The organism is Sphingomonas sp. M1A8_2b (genome assembly GCF_053345535.1).
In genome coordinates this window covers 181,685-199,117 of sequence record NZ_JBKFAH010000003.1, presented here as the reverse complement: position 1 = coordinate 199,117, position 17,433 = coordinate 181,685, and the positions used below count along the sequence as shown (strand labels likewise).

Annotated in this window: 14 protein-coding genes; 2 read left to right on the top strand and 12 right to left on the bottom strand. The window is 67.3% G+C overall.

What is annotated here, in order from left to right:
* The first annotated feature begins 114 nt into the window (after positions 1-114).
* Together ACLBWL_RS13360 and ACLBWL_RS13355 are read left to right on the top strand one after the other, a co-directional pair.
* Positions 115-1,899, top strand: coding sequence for a sensor histidine kinase (locus tag ACLBWL_RS13360; protein WP_447793811.1), 1,785 nt, complete (start codon positions 115-117; stop codon positions 1,897-1,899).
* On the top strand, positions 1,896-3,221 hold the full coding sequence (locus ACLBWL_RS13355) for a sigma-54-dependent transcriptional regulator (protein WP_447793809.1): 1,326 nt from the start codon (positions 1,896-1,898) through the stop codon (positions 3,219-3,221). The genes ACLBWL_RS13360 and ACLBWL_RS13355 overlap by 4 nt, the downstream gene beginning before the upstream one ends.
* Positions 3,222-3,381: 160 nt before the next feature.
* Here ACLBWL_RS13355 and ACLBWL_RS13350 read toward each other — a convergent pair whose 3' ends face one another.
* The 12 genes from ACLBWL_RS13350 to gnd form a co-directional block, all read right to left on the bottom strand.
* Positions 3,382-4,440: an AbrB family transcriptional regulator gene (locus ACLBWL_RS13350; RefSeq protein ID WP_447793807.1), complete on the bottom strand. Its 1,059-nt coding sequence runs from the start codon at positions 4,438-4,440 to the stop codon at positions 3,382-3,384.
* A complete protein-coding gene (locus tag ACLBWL_RS13345) occupies positions 4,437-5,099 on the bottom strand; it encodes a spermidine synthase (RefSeq protein ID WP_447793805.1) in 663 nt (220 codons plus the stop codon). Before ACLBWL_RS13345 ends, ACLBWL_RS13350 begins: the two co-directional genes overlap by 4 nt.
* A complete protein-coding gene (locus tag ACLBWL_RS13340; protein ID WP_447794398.1) occupies positions 5,096-6,388 on the bottom strand; it encodes an Hsp70 family protein in 1,293 nt (430 codons plus the stop codon). Before ACLBWL_RS13340 ends, ACLBWL_RS13345 begins: the two co-directional genes overlap by 4 nt.
* A 213-nt stretch (positions 6,389-6,601) precedes the next feature.
* Positions 6,602-9,874, bottom strand: coding sequence for a PAS domain-containing protein (locus ACLBWL_RS13335; protein WP_447793803.1), 3,273 nt, complete (start codon positions 9,872-9,874; stop codon positions 6,602-6,604).
* Between the two features lie 53 nt (positions 9,875-9,927).
* The gene (locus ACLBWL_RS13330) at positions 9,928-10,404 is read right to left on the bottom strand and encodes a YaiI/YqxD family protein (protein WP_447793802.1); all 477 of its coding nucleotides are present in this window, start codon (positions 10,402-10,404) and stop codon (positions 9,928-9,930) included.
* A gap of 215 nt (positions 10,405-10,619) precedes the next feature.
* Entirely contained in the window at positions 10,620-12,389 is a 1,770-nt protein-coding gene (locus tag ACLBWL_RS13325) for a DEAD/DEAH box helicase (RefSeq protein ID WP_447793800.1), read from the bottom strand.
* Between the two features lie 57 nt (positions 12,390-12,446).
* The gene (locus tag ACLBWL_RS13320) at positions 12,447-13,619 is read right to left on the bottom strand and encodes an NAD(P)/FAD-dependent oxidoreductase (protein WP_447793798.1); all 1,173 of its coding nucleotides are present in this window, start codon (positions 13,617-13,619) and stop codon (positions 12,447-12,449) included.
* Positions 13,620-14,144: 525 nt separating this feature from the next.
* Positions 14,145-14,327, bottom strand: a complete 183-nt coding sequence (locus ACLBWL_RS13315) for a hypothetical protein (RefSeq protein ID WP_055881387.1) — start codon at positions 14,325-14,327, stop codon at positions 14,145-14,147.
* On the bottom strand, positions 14,327-14,794 hold the full coding sequence (locus ACLBWL_RS13310) for a GreA/GreB family elongation factor (protein ID WP_447793795.1): 468 nt from the start codon (positions 14,792-14,794) through the stop codon (positions 14,327-14,329). The genes ACLBWL_RS13315 and ACLBWL_RS13310 overlap by 1 nt, the downstream gene beginning before the upstream one ends.
* Positions 14,795-14,798: 4 nt before the next feature.
* Positions 14,799-15,542, bottom strand: a complete 744-nt coding sequence (locus tag ACLBWL_RS13305) for an HAD-IIB family hydrolase (RefSeq protein ID WP_332742442.1) — start codon at positions 15,540-15,542, stop codon at positions 14,799-14,801.
* The gene (locus ACLBWL_RS13300) at positions 15,539-16,351 is read right to left on the bottom strand and encodes a Cof-type HAD-IIB family hydrolase (RefSeq protein WP_447793793.1); all 813 of its coding nucleotides are present in this window, start codon (positions 16,349-16,351) and stop codon (positions 15,539-15,541) included. The genes ACLBWL_RS13305 and ACLBWL_RS13300 overlap by 4 nt, the downstream gene beginning before the upstream one ends.
* An 8-nt stretch (positions 16,352-16,359) precedes the next feature.
* The gene (gene gnd, locus ACLBWL_RS13295) at positions 16,360-17,343 is read right to left on the bottom strand and encodes a phosphogluconate dehydrogenase (NAD(+)-dependent, decarboxylating) (RefSeq protein ID WP_447793791.1); all 984 of its coding nucleotides are present in this window, start codon (positions 17,341-17,343) and stop codon (positions 16,360-16,362) included.
* Positions 17,344-17,433: the final 90 nt, after the last annotated feature.

Here is a 17,433-nt window from a genome sequence, read left to right as displayed (position 1 = left end):
TCCTGATAAATTGCTGCTTTTGCGTGGTTTATTGACATACCGAGTGTTCGAATGTGCGGATAATGCCGATTTTCAGGCGTGGCGTCCCGCCGATGTGTGTGATAATCCGCACAAATGAATCGACTCCGATCCCCGCTGGTCGCGACCGCGCTGATCGTCCTCCTCGCGTTCGCGACTCTGGGCGTGATCGTTGCCGGGGTCGCGTCGATCTACGGTCCGCGCGCCGATGCCGATGCGACCGCGGCGGTGCGGGTGCGCGCGGTCCAGCAGACCCGCAGCAACCTGCGCCTGCTCGAGGCCGAGTTGCAGACCTATCGCCTGCTCCCGGTCATGCTCGGCGAATATCCTGACGTCCGCGCGGCGCTGGTCTCGGGTCGCGCGGATGCTGCGCTGAACGAAAAGCTGGCGATGCTGGCCCGGCGAACCGGCGCTCCGGTGATCTACGCGCTCGATACGCAGGGGATGACGATCGCCGCCTCGAACGCCGGCCGCCCCGACAGCTTTCTCGGCCACAACTACCGCTACCGCGACTATTTCACCGCCGCGATGGCCTCCGGCGCGACCGAGTTCTTCGCGCTCGGCAGCGTCAGCGGACGCCCCGGCCTCTATCTCTCGCGCCGGATCGAACAAGGCGGCCGCCCGCTCGGCGTGGTCGTGGTGAAGGTCGAGTTCGGTAAAATCGCCCGCGCGTGGATCCAGGATCACATGGCGACGTTCGTCACCGATCGCGATGGCATCATCCTGATCTCCAGCGACCCGCGCCTCCAGTTCCGCACCACGCACCCGCTGTCCTCGGTACGCCGCGACGCGCTGATCCGCACACGCCAGTTCGGCAGCTCTCCGCTCGTCGCCGCACCACTCAGGCTCGACGACGGACGCTCGCGGCTGGTCGACGGCACGCCCGCCGTGGCGATCGCGCTGCCGGTGCCGATCGCCGGCTGGCGGCTGGTGCATATGGAGCCGCTCGACGCCGCGCTCCGCGCCGCTGCTGCGCGCACCCGATGGGCTACCGCGATCGCGGCGCTGGTGACGGTCACAGCGATGCTGGCGGCGTGGTGGGCGTATGAACGCCGCAAGCGCAATGCGGGCGCCCGGGCAGAACTCGAAGCCGAAGTCGCGCGCCGTACCGCCGAACTTCGGGCAACCGCCGAGCGCCTCCAGATCGAGGTCGAGCAGCGCGAGGCGTCCGACCAGCGTTTCCGCCAGGCGCGCGAGGAACTGGCGCACGCCAACCGCGTCGGCTCGATCGGCACGATCACCGCCAGCGTCGCGCACGAGATCAACCAGCCGGTCGCCGCGATCCGCACCTTCGCCGACAACGCCGCCGCGTTCCTCGCGCGCGGCGCGCCCGACCGCGCCGCCGCCAACCTCGAAGCGATCGTCGACCTCACCAGCCGGATCGGCACGATCACCGCCGGCCTGCGTCGCTACGCCCGGCGCGGCGCAGGCTCGATCGGCCCCGTGGCACTCGACGAGGCGATCGACGGCGTCCGCCTGCTGATCGGCGACCGCTTCCGCGCCAAGGGAGTCACGCTCGACCTGCCGACCGGTCCCGAGGCGCGGCTGACGGTCATCGCCGGCCGCGTCCGGCTCGAGCAAGTCCTCGTCAACCTCCTCCAGAACGCGCTCGACGCGGTCGCCGATCGCCGCGATGCGCGCGTCAGCGTCACGGTCGGGCGCAAGGGCCGCGACGTCGTGCTGACCGTCGCCGACAACGGCCCGGGCATCGCGGCCGATATGGCCGACCACCTCTTCACGCCGTTCGAGACGAGCAAGAAAGACGGCCTCGGGCTCGGCCTCGGCATCGCCCGCGACATCATGACCGAGTTCGGCGGCACGCTCGACCTCGTCCCAGCCCCCGAAGGCGCGATCTTCCGCATGATCCTGGTGAAAGCATGACCGAGCAAGCCGTCTTGCTCGTCGACGACGACGACGTCCTCCGCGGTGCGCTAGAACAATCGTTCGAACTCGCCGGGATCGCGGTGATCGCCGAGCGCGACCCGACCGCGGCGCTCGCGCGCGTCCATGCCGGGTTCGACGGCGCGGTGGTGTCCGACATCCGCATGCCGAAGATGGACGGCCTCGAACTCTTCCGCCGGATCGCCGCGATCGACCACGAGATCCCGGTGCTGCTGATGACGGGGCACGCCGACGTCGCGATGGCGGTCGCCGCGCTCAAGAACGGCGCGTTCGACTTCATCCCGAAACCCTTCGCGACGGACCATTTGATCGCGGGCGCACGCCGCGCGCTCGAAATGCGCCGCCTCGTCCTCGAGAACCGCCGGCTCCGCGCGGCGGCGGAGGAAACGATCGGCGCCGAACCGCTGATCGGCGAGACCCCGGTCATGATCCGACTGCGCGAAACGATGCGCCAGATCGCGCAGGCCGATATCGACGTGCTGGTCGAGGGCGAGACCGGCACCGGCAAGGAACTCGTCGCGGTCCTCCTCCACCGCTGGAGCAACCGCCGCTCGCGGCCGTTCGTCGCGGTCAACTGCGCCGCGCTGCCCGAGGCGGTCGCCGAGATCGAGCTGTTCGGCCATGACGGCGACTCTCGCCTGCCGCGCACCGGCCGGATCGAGGCGTCGAACCGCGGCACGCTGTTCTTGGACGAGATCGAGAGTACGCTGCCAGCATTCCAGGCGAAACTGCTGCGGGTACTGGAAGAGCGCGAGGTGATGCCGGTCGGCGGCGACCTCCCCCGCGCGCTCGACCTGCGCGTGATCGCCGCCGCCAAACCCGGTCTCGAACAGGCGGTCGGCGAAGGCCGCTTCCGCGCCGACCTACTCTTCCGGCTCGACGCCGTGCGCCTGCGCATCCCGCCGCTCAGAGAACGCCGCGACGACATACCACTGCTGTTCGGCCACCTGCTCCACCAGGCGGCAGAGCGGTTCGGCCGCGAGGTCCCCACGATCGACACCGCGACGCTAGCGTATCTCGGCCAGCACGACTGGCCCGGCAACGTCCGCGAACTCGACAACCTAGCGAAACGTCTGGTGCTGCGCGTCGAAGCCGAAGACCCCGTCGACGAGGACAGCGACATCCCCCTCCCCGCCCGCGTCGACAAGTTCGAGGAAGCGACGATCCGCGCCGTGCTCCAACAGGTCAGCGGCGACGTCCGCTCAGCGCTGGCCGCGCTCGGCATCCCGCGGAAGACATTCTACGACAAGCTCAAGCGCCACGAGATCGATGTCGAAGCCTATCGTCCGACCAAGGGCTAACGCTCAATCCTCCCCCGCCAGGGGGAGGTGGCACCGAAGGTGACGGAGGGGGAGGACACGGAACAGCGGTTACCCTTACCTCCCCCTCCGTCTGGCAAGCGCCAGCCACCTCCCCCTTGCGGGGAAGGATCACGAGTTCGCTACGGCGGCAAGCGCAGTTCTAAGTCGGAATAACCGGCGGCGGCACGCCGCCCTGCCGCGTGGCCACGAACTTCGCGAGCGGCGGCCCGATCAGCAACACCCCCAGGAACCGCAGCACCTGAAGCGCCATCACGAACGGCACATCCACCGGGCTGGACGCAGCGATGATCGCCACCGAATCCATCCCGCCGGGGCTCGTCGCCAGATACGCGGTCACCGGATCGATCCCCGCCCAGCGCGTCAACGCCGCCGCGATCCCGCCGCAGAACGCGATCAGCAGCGCCACCGACAGCAGGATGCGCGGCATCGCCTTGCCCGCCACCCGCAAGGTATCGCGCGTGAACGACAGCCCGATCCGCCACCCCACCACCGCATAGCTTATCGCCAGCAACCACTGCGGCAACACAGGCTGCGCGACGCCGGTGACATTGAGCGCCGCCCCCGCGACCAGCGACCCGAGCAAGGCGCCGGCGGGAAGCTTCAGCACGACACCGACACCCGCCCCAACGCCAGCAATTGTGATCGTCCGCAGCACCGCAATCGGGTCGAGATGCGCGAACCACGCCCCCGCCACATGATGCCCGCTCCCGCCGCCGACCATCACCGCCGCCAGCACCGAGGCGACCACCGCGACGCTCACGACCCGCGTGTACGTCATCACCGCGACCAGCCGCGAGTCCGCGCCGTACGCCTGCGCCATCAACACCATCGCGCTCGCAGCACCAGGCGTCGATCCCCACACCGCGACCGTCCCCGGCAACACCTGCCACCGGCTGAGTAGATAGCCGAGCACGCTGCTGGCCGCGAGCGTGACGAAATTGACCATCAGGAACACCGGCCAGTGATCCGCCACCGTCGCGACGATTCCGGTCGTAATCGAGCCCGCGATCAGCGTGCCCACCGCCGCCTGCGCGCCGCGAAACGCAGACGTGGGAACAGTCAGCGACCACCCCCTCACCGCAAGAATCACCGCCGCAACCATCGGCCCGAGCAGCAACCCCGCGGGCAGCCCGACCAATTCCAGCAGCCCCGCAATCACCGCCGACAGCGCGATCAAGACGGCCCACCGCCAGATCATGTCTTGGTGGCGAACCAGATCGTATGCCGCGCGCCGCCCTTCCGCGTCGCCCGCGCGATCACTTCGTCGACCGCGAAACCCGCTTCGGAAAGTCGGGTAGCGAACGGCTTGCTCGGCGCCGACGACCACACCGCCAACACCCCGCCCGCCCGCAACGCCGCTCGCGCCTGGGAAAGCCCCCGCGCGCCGTAAAGCCGATCGTTACCCGGCCGCGAGATCCCGTCCGGCCCATTGTCGACATCGAGCAGGATCGCGTCCCAATCACCCTCCACGATCGCCGCGGCGACATCGCCCTCGAAAATCCGGGTCCGCGGATCGGTCAGGCTGTCGCCGTGCAGCGCCGCCATCGGCCCGCGCGCCCATTCGATCACCGCCGGCACGATCTCCGCAACCGCCACCTCCGCGTCAGGACCAAGCCGGGCCAGCGCCGCACGAAGCGTGAACCCCATCCCGAGCCCGCCGATCAGCATCCGCACGCCCGGACGCCCACCAATCCGATCGCAAGCCTGCTCCGCCAGCGCCTCTTCCGAACCGCTCAGCCGGCTGTTCATCAACTCGTTCGCGCCGAGCATGATCGAGAACTCCGCGCCCCGCTGGAGCAACCGAAGCTCACCCCCACCCGGCACCAGCGCCGTCCCGAGAAGCACGCGAGGGATCATGCCGACCACGCCGCGATATCGTCCTGCTCGCCGATTAACGCGAGCCCATGCGCGATCGAGGTCAGCTCGCCGCCGCTCATGATCGCCGCCTCGCCGAACCGCTCGACGAAAATCCGCCGGATGCGCGGGATCAGCGACGATCCGCCGGTCAGGAACACCCGATCGATCTCACCCCCACCGACGTTCGCGACCTGCAACGCACGATCGACCGCCGCCTCGATCCGCACGACATCGTCGGCGATCCAGCCCTCGAACTGCGCCCGCGTCACGTCCGCCTCGATCTCCAGCCCCGCGCCCGCAAAGTGAAAATGCGCGTCCTCACCGCTCGACAGCGCGCGCTTGAGCGTCCCGACTGCGTCGTACAGCGGATACCCCAGCTCGTTCTCGATCACCGCGATCATCCGCCCGATCGCGTCGGGGTCGATCGCAGTCTTCTGCAGCCGCTCCAACTCGGTCATCGTCTTGCGGTTGCGCATCAGCGCGAGCCGCGACCAGTCCGCGAAGTCGGCGAAATACGCGCGCGGAATCTCCAGTTCCTTGTCGAACGACTTGTACGCGCCGCCCTTGCCCAGCATCGGCAGCACCAGCCGGTCGAGGATCCGGTAATCGAACCGATCGCCCGCAATCCCCACGCCCGCATGACCCAAAGGCGTACACCGCCGCGCCGCGCCCGGCTCGGCAACGCGCACCACCGAAAAGTCGCTCGTCCCGCCGCCGAAATCCGCCACGAGGATCGTCGCCGGCTCGGTCAACCGCGTCGCATAGCTGTACGCCGCACCGAGCGGCTCATAGACGTAATGGATCTCCGCGCCGAAGCCCTTGAACATCGCATCGTACCGCGTCCGCGCGAGCGCTTCGTCGGGCCGCGCGCCTGCATATTCGACCGGCCGGCCCACCACGATCCGCTGCGGCCGCGTGTCGAGCTTGCCGCCCGCATGGGAAATCAGCTTCTCGAGGAACAGCTGCCCCATCTCCTCGAAGCGATAGCGCTTGTCGAAAACCGAGGCCTGCTCGAACGTCTTCATCGCCGCGACCGACTTGAACGACTGGATGAACCGGCTGTCGAGCGGGTATTCCATATATTCGGCGATCGCCCACGGCCCCGCATCCGACGCGAGCCCCTTGCCGCTGTCGTCCTGCCAGAAGCACAACGCCGAGCGGAACACCGGGCTCGTCTCGGCGGGAGCGGCGAACGTGACGAGTTCGGGCAGCCCGCCGGCCGTTCCCAGCGCCACGACGCTGTTGGTCGTGCCGAAATCAAGCCCCAGCGCGGGGCCGCCAGCGTCCATCTGCATCGCGTCGTCCCTCAGTGAACGCGCGCCTATGGCGATGCCGGGTGCGGGATGGCAACCGGTAAAGTCGGTTTTCGCCCCGCCTTACCTTTCCGAGGCACCACCCCGGCGAAGGCCGGGGCCCAATTGGAAAGGTGGGAGTAACGATGCACTGAACTGCGTCAGCAACGTCTCCCACTTGGACCCCGGCCTTCGCCGGGAAGGTAAACCCTATGGAAGCGCTTTCCTTTCCCCCCCGATCATCGCCCGGATCCGGTTCGCCAGCACGTCCAGCGCGAACGGCTTGGTGATCATGTCCATCCCCTCGTCGAGAAAATCGCCGCGTACCGCCGCCTTTTCCGCATAGCCGGTGACGAACAGCACTTTCAGCCCCGGCCGATGGTCACGCGCGATCTCGGCGACCTGACGGCCGTTGATCCCCGGCAGCCCGACATCGCTGACCAGCAGGTCGATCCGCTGGTCGCTCTCCAGGAACGGCACCGCCGCCCGGCCGTCCGCCGCCTCCAGCACGCCGTAGCCAAGTCCCTGCAGCACATCGACGATCAGCATCCGCACCGCGGGGTCGTCCTCGACCACCAGCACGCGCTCGCCGTCGGCGCGGGGCAGGTCGGCATCGGCGATCTCGGCCGCCGCCTCCACCTCGCCCCTGAATCGCGGCAGGTACAGCTTGACGGTCGTGCCCTGCCCCTCCTCCGAATAGATCCGCACATGCCCGCCGGATTGTCGCGCGAACCCATAGATCATCGACAGGCCGAGCCCGGTGCCCTGCCCGATCGGCTTGGTCGTGAAGAACGGATCGAACGCCTTTGCGATCACGTTCGCGCTCATGCCGGTGCCTGTGTCCGACACGCCGATCACCACGAAATCGCCCGGCTCCAGGTCCTCGATCGTCTCGGTGTAATGCGCGTCGAGATGCGCGTTCTCGGTCTCGATCGTCAGCAGTCCACCCTCGGGCATCGCATCGCGCGCGTTGATCGCCAGGTTGAGCAGCGCGCTTTCGAGCTGATTGGCGTCGGTACGCGCCGGCCAGACCCCCGGCGCACGCCGCACCTCCAGTCCGGCATTCTCGCCGAGCGTCCGCCGCAACAGGTCCTCCATCCCGTCGACCAGTTCGCCGACATCGACCGCCTTCACATCGAGCGACTGGCGCCGCGAAAACGCCAGCAGCCGCTGCGTCAGGCCGGCGGCACGGTTTGCCGACACCGTCGCTGCCTCGATATACCGGTCGACGCGCTCATGCCGAACCTCGGGAAGATTGCGACGGACCATGTCGAGCCCGCCGATGATTCCCGTGAGCATGTTGTTGAAGTCGTGCGCGATGCCGCCGGTGAGCTGGCCGACCGCCTCCATCTTCTGCGCCTGGCGCAGCGCATCTTCCGCGCGCGCCAGTCTGGCCTCGCGGTCCTTGTCGCCGGTGATGTCGCGCCCGACCGCATTGATCATCCCGTCGCCCGGCTGGGCCGCCCAGCTGATCCAGCGATAGCTGCCGTCCTTGCAGCGATAGCGGTTGTCGATCCGGGTGACGACTTCGCCGCGCTCGAGGCCCGCCACCGCCCGGCCGGTCGGACGGATATCGTCGGGATGCAGCAGGTCGAACAACGGCCGCCCGAGGAGCTCCTCGATCGGCCAGCCGAGCATGATGGTCCAGGCCGGGTTCACCGCGACGATGGTGCCGTCATATTCGGCGCGCAGCATGATGTCGGTCGACAGATCCCACAACCTGTCTCGATCCGCGGTGGAGGCGACGACTGCCTGCTGCAATCCCTCGTTGATCGCGCGCAATTGCCGCTCGACCGCTTTCCGCGCGGACTGGTCGAGCATCGCGCCGATCATCCGCACCGGTACGCCCTGATCGTCGCGGATCACGTAGCCGCGGTCGAGCACATCGGCGTAACGGCCATCCGCGCACAGGAAGCGATATTCGTCGCTCCACTCGGTATATCCACCGTCGATCACGACATGGATGCTGCGATCGATCCGGGGCCGATCCTCGGGATGGATGTGTTCGATCCACCAGTCGCCGGTCGGATCGACCGTCGCGAGGTCATGCCCGTAGGCGGCGGTCAGCGCGTCGTTCCACAGCACGTGATTGCGGCGCAGGTCCCAGTCCCAGATCGCATCGTTGGTCGCGCGCGCGGCGAGCCGCAGCCGTTCGCTCGTCTCGCGCAGCGCCGCCTGCGCCTGCCGATCGCGCGAGACGTCCTGCACCGTACCGATCAGCCGGATCGGCGTCTCTCCGTCGAAGAACGCGACTCCGTGCGCGGAGACATGACGCTCGACCCCGTCCTCCTGCCCGATCGTGCGATATTCGGCGTCGAACTTGCGCGTACCATCCGGATCGAGCGAGGCCGCGACCGCGGCATCGGCGGCGGCCCGATCGTCCGGATGGACGTTGGCGAGAAACGACGAGGCATAGTCGACGGGCCTACCCGGCGAGATCCCGAACAAGGCGCGGCACCGGTCGTCCCAGGTCAGCGTATTCGCGATCGGCCGATAGTCGAACCGCCCGAGCTGCGCGACCCGCGTCGCCAGCTCGAGCTCGCCCTGGCTCTCCGCGAGCGCGATATCCTTGCGGCGGCGTTCGCTGATATCGTTGAACAGCACCGCGACCCGGTTGGTACCCGGCGCATCCGCGCGGTAGGCGTGGACATCGTACCACCGCCCGTCGAACGCACCGACCTGATCCTCGAAGCGGACCGGTTCGCCGGTCGTCGCGACCTGCGCATAGATCGCGTACCAGCGCTCTTCGAGGTCGGGGACGAGGGCGCGCATCCATTTGCCGACGACATCGCGCAGCCCGGTTTCGCGCTCGAACGCCGCATTGGTCTCGATGAACCGGTAATCGACCGCGCGATCGCCGTCGAACGCGAGCTCGATCAGGCAGAAGCCGGCGTCGATCGAATTGAACAACGACCGGAAGCGCTCCTCGCTTTCCTTGAGCGCGACATCGGCACGGGTCCGCTCGACCGCGTCCGCGGTGCGCAGCGCGACGTCCTCGACCAGTGCGATATCGGCAGGCGTCCAGATCCGCGCGGTCGGCTCATGGACGTACAGGATCGCTGTCAGCACGCCGTGACGGACCAGCGGAAACACGATCAGCGCGCACGCGCCGATGCTCGTCCACGCCGCGCCGTAATCGGGATCGCTCGATCGCGGATCGGTGTGGCAATCGTCGACGACCACCGTCTTGCCGTCGCGCAGATCCTCCAGCAGGCCGCTGCCGAACGCGCCGAGCAGCCGCGTCTCGCCCGCCAGGCTGCGCAGCGCGCCGCTCGTCCAGTCGCCTGCGATGTGCATCGCCGTGCCGTCCGGCACCACTTCGCCGTATCCGCACCGCGCGACACCGAGATGCGATCCCAGAGTCGCGGCCGCTGCAGCCATGATCGCGTCGGGGCCGTCGAGCCCGCGCAGCAGGTCGACCAACGCCAACTGAAACGCCTGCCGCGCCAGCAATTGGTCACGATCGAGAAGGTGCGATTGCATCGTCGATACCTGCCCAACCCGCTCGGATAAGTCGAGCGATACAAGCGCGTACGCTAGCCGCGCTTCAACCGGACGAGCGCGGCATCGAGCGCGGACAGGAACGCCGAGCGGTCGGTCTTGGAGAACGGCGCCGGCCCGCCGATCACGTCGCCGCCCGCACGCAGGTCCGCCATGATCGCGCGCGTCGCGATCGCGCCGCCGATTGAGCTGGTGGTGAACGGCTTGCCGGTGTTGGCAAGGACCGTGGCGCCGGCCTTCACGCAGCGATCGGCGAGCAGGATGTCGGCGGTGACGACGACCGACTTCGCATCGGCCTGGTCGGCGATCCAGTCGTCGGCGGCATCGAACCCGTCGCTGACCACGACGCGCGAGATCAGCGGGTGGACCGGGATGCGAAAATGGCTGTTGGCGACGATCGTCACGGGCACTTCGTGGCGCCACGCAACCTTGTAGATTTCGTCCTTCACCGGGCACGCGTCGGCATCGACGAGGATACGGATGGCGTCGGGTGCGGAAGGTGCGTTCGTCATCAGCGATCTTTCGATTCCACCAACTTCGTCAGAATGACGGGCAACTTCGTCAGGATGACGAGAGGTACGGGGGCCAGTCCACCGTCCACAATCAGCAATGCGGATGGTCGCAATCCTCCCCCGCCAGGGGGAGGCATCCACCACATCTGTCGCGTATCCTCCCCCTCCGTCACCTTCGGCGACACCTCCCCCTGACGGGGGAGGATCGTGCTAGCTCAGCTCCGCTCGCGATTCCCGCGATACGGGGGCTTGCGCGCCGGCGCCGGGCCACCACGCGGTGCTGCACGGTGCAGCGTCGAGCGCGGACCGCTCGCATTGCTGCGACCACTGCCACCGCCGTCATGCCGCGCACCGCTCTCGGGCGCACCCTGCATCGCCTCGATCGCGACGCCGCTCTCTTCTTCCCCAGACTGTGCCGTCCGCTGAATCGCCGCCGAGAACCGCGCCGCCACCGCGCGGGGAATCTCGAACGCCGTCTCGTTCGGACCGATGCGGATCGCGCCGATCTCGGACTTGGTGATGTGCCCGCGACGGCAGATCAACGGCAGGATCCAGCGCGGATCGGCGTTCTGGCGACGACCGATATCCATGCGGAACCAGACGGTGTCCTCGAAGCCCGCGCGCGGCCCCTGCGAACGCTCGTCCTGAGTCGGCTGCTTGCTCTGGTCGATCAGGTCCTCGGCCTGCGGCATCGTCGCGCGGTGCATGTGCACCAGCGCGGCGGCGATATCCTCCGGCGTCTTCTCGGCCATCAGGCGGACGGCGAGCGCGCGATCCTCCTCCTCGACCTCGACCGGCTGCAACAGCATGCCGATCAGCCGCTCGTGATCGTTCTTGCGGATGTCCTCCGCGGTCGGGGCGTTGACCCACTCCGCGTTGATCTTCGCACCACGGAGCATCATCTCGACGCGACGGCGACGCGGGAACGGCACGATCAGGACGGCGGTGCCCTTCTTGCCCGCACGACCGGTACGACCCGAGCGATGCTGGAGCGTCTCGGCATCGCGCGGCAGTTCGACGTGCACGACCAGCGACAACGTCGGCAGATCAATGCCGCGAGCCGCAACGTCGGTCGCCACGCAGACACGCGCACGACGATCGCGCAGAGCCTGAAGCGCCGCATTACGCTCGTTCTGCGAATGCTCGCCCGACAGCGCGACCGCGGCAAAGCCACGCTCGACCAGGCTCGCATGCAGATGACGCACGTTATCGCGAGTCGCGCAGAACAGCATCGCCGTCTCCGCCTCGTGGAAGCGCAGCAGGTTGATCACCGCATGCTCGATCTCTGACGGCGAGACCGTGACAGCCTGGTACGAGATGTCGCCATGACCGCGATCCTCGCCGACGGTCGAGATGCGCAGCGCATCCTTCTGGTAGCGCTTGGCGAGCGCGACGATCGGCCGCGGCATCGTCGCCGAGAACAGCAGCGTACGGCGCGCTTCGGGCGACGCGTCGAGGATCTGCTCGAGGTCTTCGCGGAAGCCCATGTCGAGCATCTCGTCGGCTTCGTCGAGCACCGCGACCTTGAGGGCCGACAAGTCGAGCGCGCCACGCTCGAGGTGATCGCGCAGACGGCCCGGCGTGCCGACGACGATATGCGCGCCGTGTGCAAGCGAACGACGCTCCTTCGAGGCGTCCATGCCGCCGACGCAGGTCGAAATGCGCGCACCGGCCTTGGCATAGAGCCACATCAGCTCGCGGCTGACCTGGAGTGCCAACTCGCGAGTCGGCGCGATGCAGAGCACGAGCGGCTTGTGCGGCGCGGGCAGGCGCTGGACGCCGTCCTCGCCGGCTTCACCGAGCAGTTCGCCGGCCATCGCCAGGCCGAACGCGACGGTCTTGCCCGAGCCGGTCTGCGCCGACACGACGAGATCGCGACCGATCGCATTGTCCTCGATCACATGAGCCTGGACGGGGGTGAGCGCGGTATAGCCGCGCGCTTCGAGCGCCTCGGAAAGAAGCGACGGAATATTTGTAAAAGGCATGTACGTCCTAATTGGTGGCCGGCTTGACGCTACGGCAAAGCACTGGCGTGGTGGTCCCTACAGGACTTGGCCCGCGGCCCACCCGCTCGCCCATGCCCATTGGAAATTGTAGCCGCCGAGCCACCCTGTGACATCGACCGCTTCGCCGACCGCATACAACATTGGTACGCGTTTGGCTTGCATTGTTTGCGAAGATAGGTCCGCAGTGCTGATTCCGCCAGCGGTGACCTCGGCCTTGGCATAGCCTTCCGAACCATTTGGCGTGAATTGCCAATGACTTAGCGCTCGCTCAGCGTCCTGGAGCTTGCGATCGGTTAGCGTGGAAATCTCGCCGCCCATCCCCAAGCGCTCGCTCAAAGTCTCCGCGAGTCGGTCCGGCAGCGTGCTGCCGAGCAGTTTCCGGAGAGTCGCGCGCGGCGTGGTACGCTTGGCGGCGGGGAGCCAGCCGGACTCGCGATCGGGGAGGAAATCAATGCCGACGGGCTGGCCGTTGCGCCAATAGGACGACACTTGGAGGATCGCGGGGCCGGACAGGCCGCGGTGCGTAAACAGCGCGGCTTCGCGAAACGCGGTCTTGCCGGCGGTGGCGACGACCTCGGCAGCGACGCCGGACAGTTCGCGGAACAGCGTCTCGTCGCCGCCCAGCGTCAGCGGGACGAGTGCGGGGCGTGGCTCGACGACCTTCAGCCCGAACTGCCGCGCGAGGTCATAGGCGAACCCGGTCGCGCCCATCTTGGGGATCGACGGGCCGCCGGTTGCTATGACCAGCGCGGGCGCGGTGACGGTGTGGCCGTCAAGCGACACGCGGTAGCGGCCGTCGGCATGGTCGACCCCCGTGACTGCGCGGCCGAGCGACAGATCCACCCGCCCCTTGTCGCATTCGTCGAGCAGCATCTCGACGATCTGTCGGGCCGAGCCGTCGCAGAAGAGTTGGCCGAGCGTCTTCTCGTGCCAGGCGATGCCGTAGGATTCGACGAGCGCGATGAAGTCCTGCGCGGTGTAGCGGCCGAGCGCGGACTTGGCGAAATGCGGGTTGGCGGAGATGTAGCGGTCAGCGGCGGTGTTCACGTTGGTGAAATTGCACCGCCCGCCGCCGGAAATGAGGATCTTCTTGCCGGCTTGGTCGGCATGATCGACGAGCAGGATCTTCCGCCCGCGCTGGCCTGCGACGGCGGCGCACATGAGCCCGGCAGCGCCTGCGCCGAGAATGATCGCGTCGTATTCGGACAAGTGTGGCTCCGTGCGGCTTGGTTGCGCGAGCCGCTAGTCAAGAATGTTTCCCCGCGAAGGCGGGGACCCAGACTGGACTCCCGCCTTCGCGGGAGAACAAGAAGGGGTGGCCGCTGTAGCGCGTTCGGGGTGTGCCACATAGGCGCTAGCCTGCATATCTGTCAGCCACGCCAGCACACCAACACCACCCCGGCGAAGGCCGGGGCCCAATTGGGGGACGGTAATGATGCAAGTTGCGCCCCGTTACCCCGACCTTTCCAATTGGGCCCCGGCCTTCGCCGGGGTGGTGCCATTGGGGCGGGAGTGGTGTCTCTCGCGGCAACGTCTCTCGCGGTGGTGCCGTTCGAAGTGGCGCCACGCGGGGGCGCGGAAGCCTCCGACGGCGTGAAGGAGCACGATAACGCCCCTTCTGCTCCCTCTCCCCTCCGGGGAGAGGGTCGGGGTGAGGGGCAGCCAAGCAGTGCACCGCCTGGAACAGCCCCTCACCCAACCCTCTCCCCGAAGGGGAGAGGGCTCTTTTTCACCTCACCGCAGCTTGGCGATATTCAGCGAATCTTCCTTCGCCCGCACCTTCACCGACTCCTCGCTCCTGGTCAGCGCCTTGGCGATCGCCTTCAGCGCCATGCCCTTCTTCGCCAGCGTGTGCAGCTTCTGGATCTCGTCCTGAGTCCACGCCTGGCGATGCCGCTCGAATTTCGCCTCGGCCATCAGCCGTCTTCCCGATCGATCGCCAGAACCTCGATCGCATCCGCCTTGTCCGCAAACGCGACCTTCTCGCCGACGGCAGCCCCCATCAGCGCACGCGCCAAGGGTGCTGAAAACGCCAGCCGATCCGCACCGGGTTCGGCCTCGTCGCCACCGACGATCGCGATCGTCCGCTCCGCCCCGTTCATCCGCACGCGCACCCGAGAGCCGATCCCGACTTCATCCTCTTCCGGCGAAGGCGCGAGTTCGGCGGTAGTCTGGCGCGTGTGCCAATACCGCAGGTCGCGCAGCAGCAGTTTGCGCGCCTCCTCGTCCGTCTCAGCCGCAACAGCCGCCTCGATCTCGGTCACCCGCTCGCCAAGCAACCGCAGCCCCCGCGCCGTAACCAGATTAGGTCCCGGCGCGATCGGCTGTTCGAACTTCGGCTCGAGATGTTCCTCGTCACTCTCGCGACGGAAGGCGACGCTCATGCGCTTACTTCAGGCACGCGACGATTCCAGCGATCGCCGCCAGCGTCCCGTCGACGTTCTTCACCTTCACGACGTCCAGCCCAAGCTGCTCCGCCGGATAATCATTCCCACCCGGAAAGATCGCGTCGCCGATGAACATCATCTTGTCGAGCGCGATACCGCTCGCCTCGTTGAGCTTCTTCAGGCCATACGCCTTGTCGACACCCTCACGCGTGATGTCGATCGAGGTCGCGCCGCCCATGTTGATCGACAGCCCCGGCAGGCGCTTGCGCAGATCGGCCTGGATCACCTTCCGCTTGGCGAAGTCCGGATCCCAGCTGTGCTTGGCATCGATCGGTGCTTCCTGGCCGAGCGCGGAGAACGTGATCTGGCTGCCCCGATCCTCGATCCGCTCGCCCCAGGTCTTCTCCGGCACGAAGCCAGTAGCTTCCAACGACTCGTCGAACGCCTTGAGGATCTTCTGCTTCTCGTCCTCCTCGAACAGCTCGGCATACACCGCGCGCCACTCGCCATCGAACCGGTACAGCTTGGTCCCGGTGGTCGGCATCAGCCACAACTTGGTGCGATCGGCCCGCTCGGGCAGGCGCGACGCGACCTGCTTCTCGAACTGCGGCCAGTCGCCGCCCGAGATCACAGCGACATGCGCGACGTCGAGCAGGTTCGCCAGTGCCTCGCCCATCGGCTCCTGCAAGGGCTGCTTGCTCTCGGCCAGCGTTCCATCGAGGTCGAAGGCAACCAACTCTTTCATGCGGAAACTCCAGTAAGGATAAAATTGTCGATCGCGTGCGCGACACCATCGGCATCGTTCGCGCTGGTAATCTCGTGCGCAACGTCGCGGACAGTCTGCGGCGCGTTGCCCATCGCGATCGCCAGCTTGGCGCGCTTGAGCATCGCGATGTCGTTGGCCTGATCGCCGATCGCCGCGGTCTGCGTCAAGCTGATGCCGAACGCGTCCGCCAGTTCCTCGATCCCGCTACCCTTGTTGCCGGCGACAGGCGTGATGTCGAGATAATAGGTCTGCGACTGGACGATCGTCGCCTTGGTATCGAACTTGGCGGCGACCTTCGCATGCAGGTCGCGCAACAATTCCTCGTCATCGCTGACGAACGTCACCTTGTCCGCCTTGGCGAGCAGAGCGGAAAAGTCGGAAACGATCACCGGATCCTGTGCCGACGCTTTGCGCTCGCTGCCGACATGCCCGCCCTGATCCGTGCTGGCATACCAAACGTCGTCCGCGAAGAACCATGTATCGACCGGCGCATCACCGACGATCTCCATCGCGCCGCGGACGACGTCGACGTCGATCATGTGGTGTTCGATCACGGTGCCGTCGCGCTTGAACACGATCCCGCCGTTGAACGCGCCCATCGGCTCGTCGATACCAAGCAACTCGGCGATCGGCATCATTCCCGACCGCGGGCGCGCGCTGATAATCGTGAAGCCGAGGCCCGCCGCCTTCAACCGCTCGACCGCATCGACGGTCGCGGGCGTGACCTTCTTCTCCTTGTCGACGAGCGTGCCGTCGACATCGGAGACCAGCAGCTTGATATCGCTCATGCTACCGCTCACTGCGGCATCTCGACATGACCGCCAAAGCCATAGCGCATCGCCGACAACAGCTTGTCGCCGAACGTATGCTCGACGCGGCTGCGATAGCGCGCATACAGCGCGGCGCTCAGCACGTTGGCGGGCACCTTCTCCTCCATCGCCGCGTCGATCGTCCACTGGCCCTCGCCCGAGTCCGCGACGCTGCCGCTGAAGCCTTCGAGCGTGCCGTCCTTCGCCAGCGCGATCGCCGACAGGTCGAGCAGCCACGACGAGATCACGCTGCCGCGACGCCAGACCTCGGCGACGTCGGTCAGGTTGATGTCGAAGCGCTCCTCCTCGACGACATGCTCGCCCGACTTGCCCTTGAGGATGTCGAAGCCCTCGGCATAGGCCTGCATCAGGCCGTATTCGATGCCGTTGTGGACCATCTTGACGAAGTGCCCCGCGCCCGAGGGGCCTGCATGGATATAGCCCTTTTCCGCGCGCGGATCGGCTTGCCCCTCGACGCGGCCCGGCGTGCGGACGATCGTTCCCATGCCCGGCGCCAGCGTCTCGAAGATCGGATCGAGCAGGTCGACCGTCTCCTTGTCGCCGCCGATCATCATGCAATAGCCGCGCTCGAGACCCCACACGCCGCCGGACGTGCCGACGTCGACATAGTGGATGCCCTTCTCGGCCAGTTCCTTCGCGCGGCGGACGTCGTCCTTGTAGAAGCTGTTGCCGCCATCGATGATGATGTCGCCCGAATTCGACTTCGCGGCGATCGCCTGGACGGTGCTCTCGGTCGGCTCGCCTGCGGGGACCATGACCCACCAGATCGCCGGCGTGTCGAGCTTCGCATGCATGTCGTCGAGCGAGTCCGCGCCGATCGCGCCGTCGGCGGCGAGCTTCTTCACGGCCTCGGCGTCGCGGTCATAGGCCACGACTTCATGGCCGTTCTTCATCAACCGGCGCGCGATGTTGCCGCCCATCCGGCCGAGGCCGATCAGTCCGATCTTCATGGGGAATTCCTTGCTTACCCCCTCTCCCCGCCGGGGAGAGGGTTGGGGTGAGGGGTAGTTGGGGAGGACAGCGCTCGCGGCGCCCCTCAC

Excerpts from the sequence above, each read along its gene's own strand:
- ACLBWL_RS13360 (WP_447793811.1), top strand. The coding sequence starts at position 115 with ATGAATCGACTCCGATCCCCGCTGGTCGCGACCGCGCTGATCGTCCTC.
- ACLBWL_RS13355 (WP_447793809.1), top strand. The coding sequence starts at position 1,896 with ATGACCGAGCAAGCCGTCTTGCTCGTCGACGACGACGACGTCCTCCGC.
- ACLBWL_RS13350 (WP_447793807.1), bottom strand. The coding sequence starts at position 4,440 with ATGATCTGGCGGTGGGCCGTCTTGATCGCGCTGTCGGCGGTGATTGCG.
- ACLBWL_RS13345 (WP_447793805.1), bottom strand. The coding sequence starts at position 5,099 with ATGATCCCTCGCGTGCTTCTCGGGACGGCGCTGGTGCCGGGTGGGGGT.
- ACLBWL_RS13340 (WP_447794398.1), bottom strand. The coding sequence starts at position 6,388 with ATGGACGCTGGCGGCCCCGCGCTGGGGCTTGATTTCGGCACGACCAAC.
- ACLBWL_RS13335 (WP_447793803.1), bottom strand. The coding sequence starts at position 9,874 with ATGCAATCGCACCTTCTCGATCGTGACCAATTGCTGGCGCGGCAGGCG.
- ACLBWL_RS13330 (WP_447793802.1), bottom strand. The coding sequence starts at position 10,404 with ATGACGAACGCACCTTCCGCACCCGACGCCATCCGTATCCTCGTCGAT.
- ACLBWL_RS13325 (WP_447793800.1), bottom strand. The coding sequence starts at position 12,389 with ATGCCTTTTACAAATATTCCGTCGCTTCTTTCCGAGGCGCTCGAAGCG.
- ACLBWL_RS13315 (WP_055881387.1), bottom strand. The coding sequence starts at position 14,327 with ATGGCCGAGGCGAAATTCGAGCGGCATCGCCAGGCGTGGACTCAGGAC.
- ACLBWL_RS13310 (WP_447793795.1), bottom strand. The coding sequence starts at position 14,794 with ATGAGCGTCGCCTTCCGTCGCGAGAGTGACGAGGAACATCTCGAGCCG.
- ACLBWL_RS13305 (WP_332742442.1), bottom strand. The coding sequence starts at position 15,542 with ATGAAAGAGTTGGTTGCCTTCGACCTCGATGGAACGCTGGCCGAGAGC.
- ACLBWL_RS13300 (WP_447793793.1), bottom strand. The coding sequence starts at position 16,351 with ATGAGCGATATCAAGCTGCTGGTCTCCGATGTCGACGGCACGCTCGTC.
- gnd (WP_447793791.1), bottom strand. The coding sequence starts at position 17,343 with ATGAAGATCGGACTGATCGGCCTCGGCCGGATGGGCGGCAACATCGCG.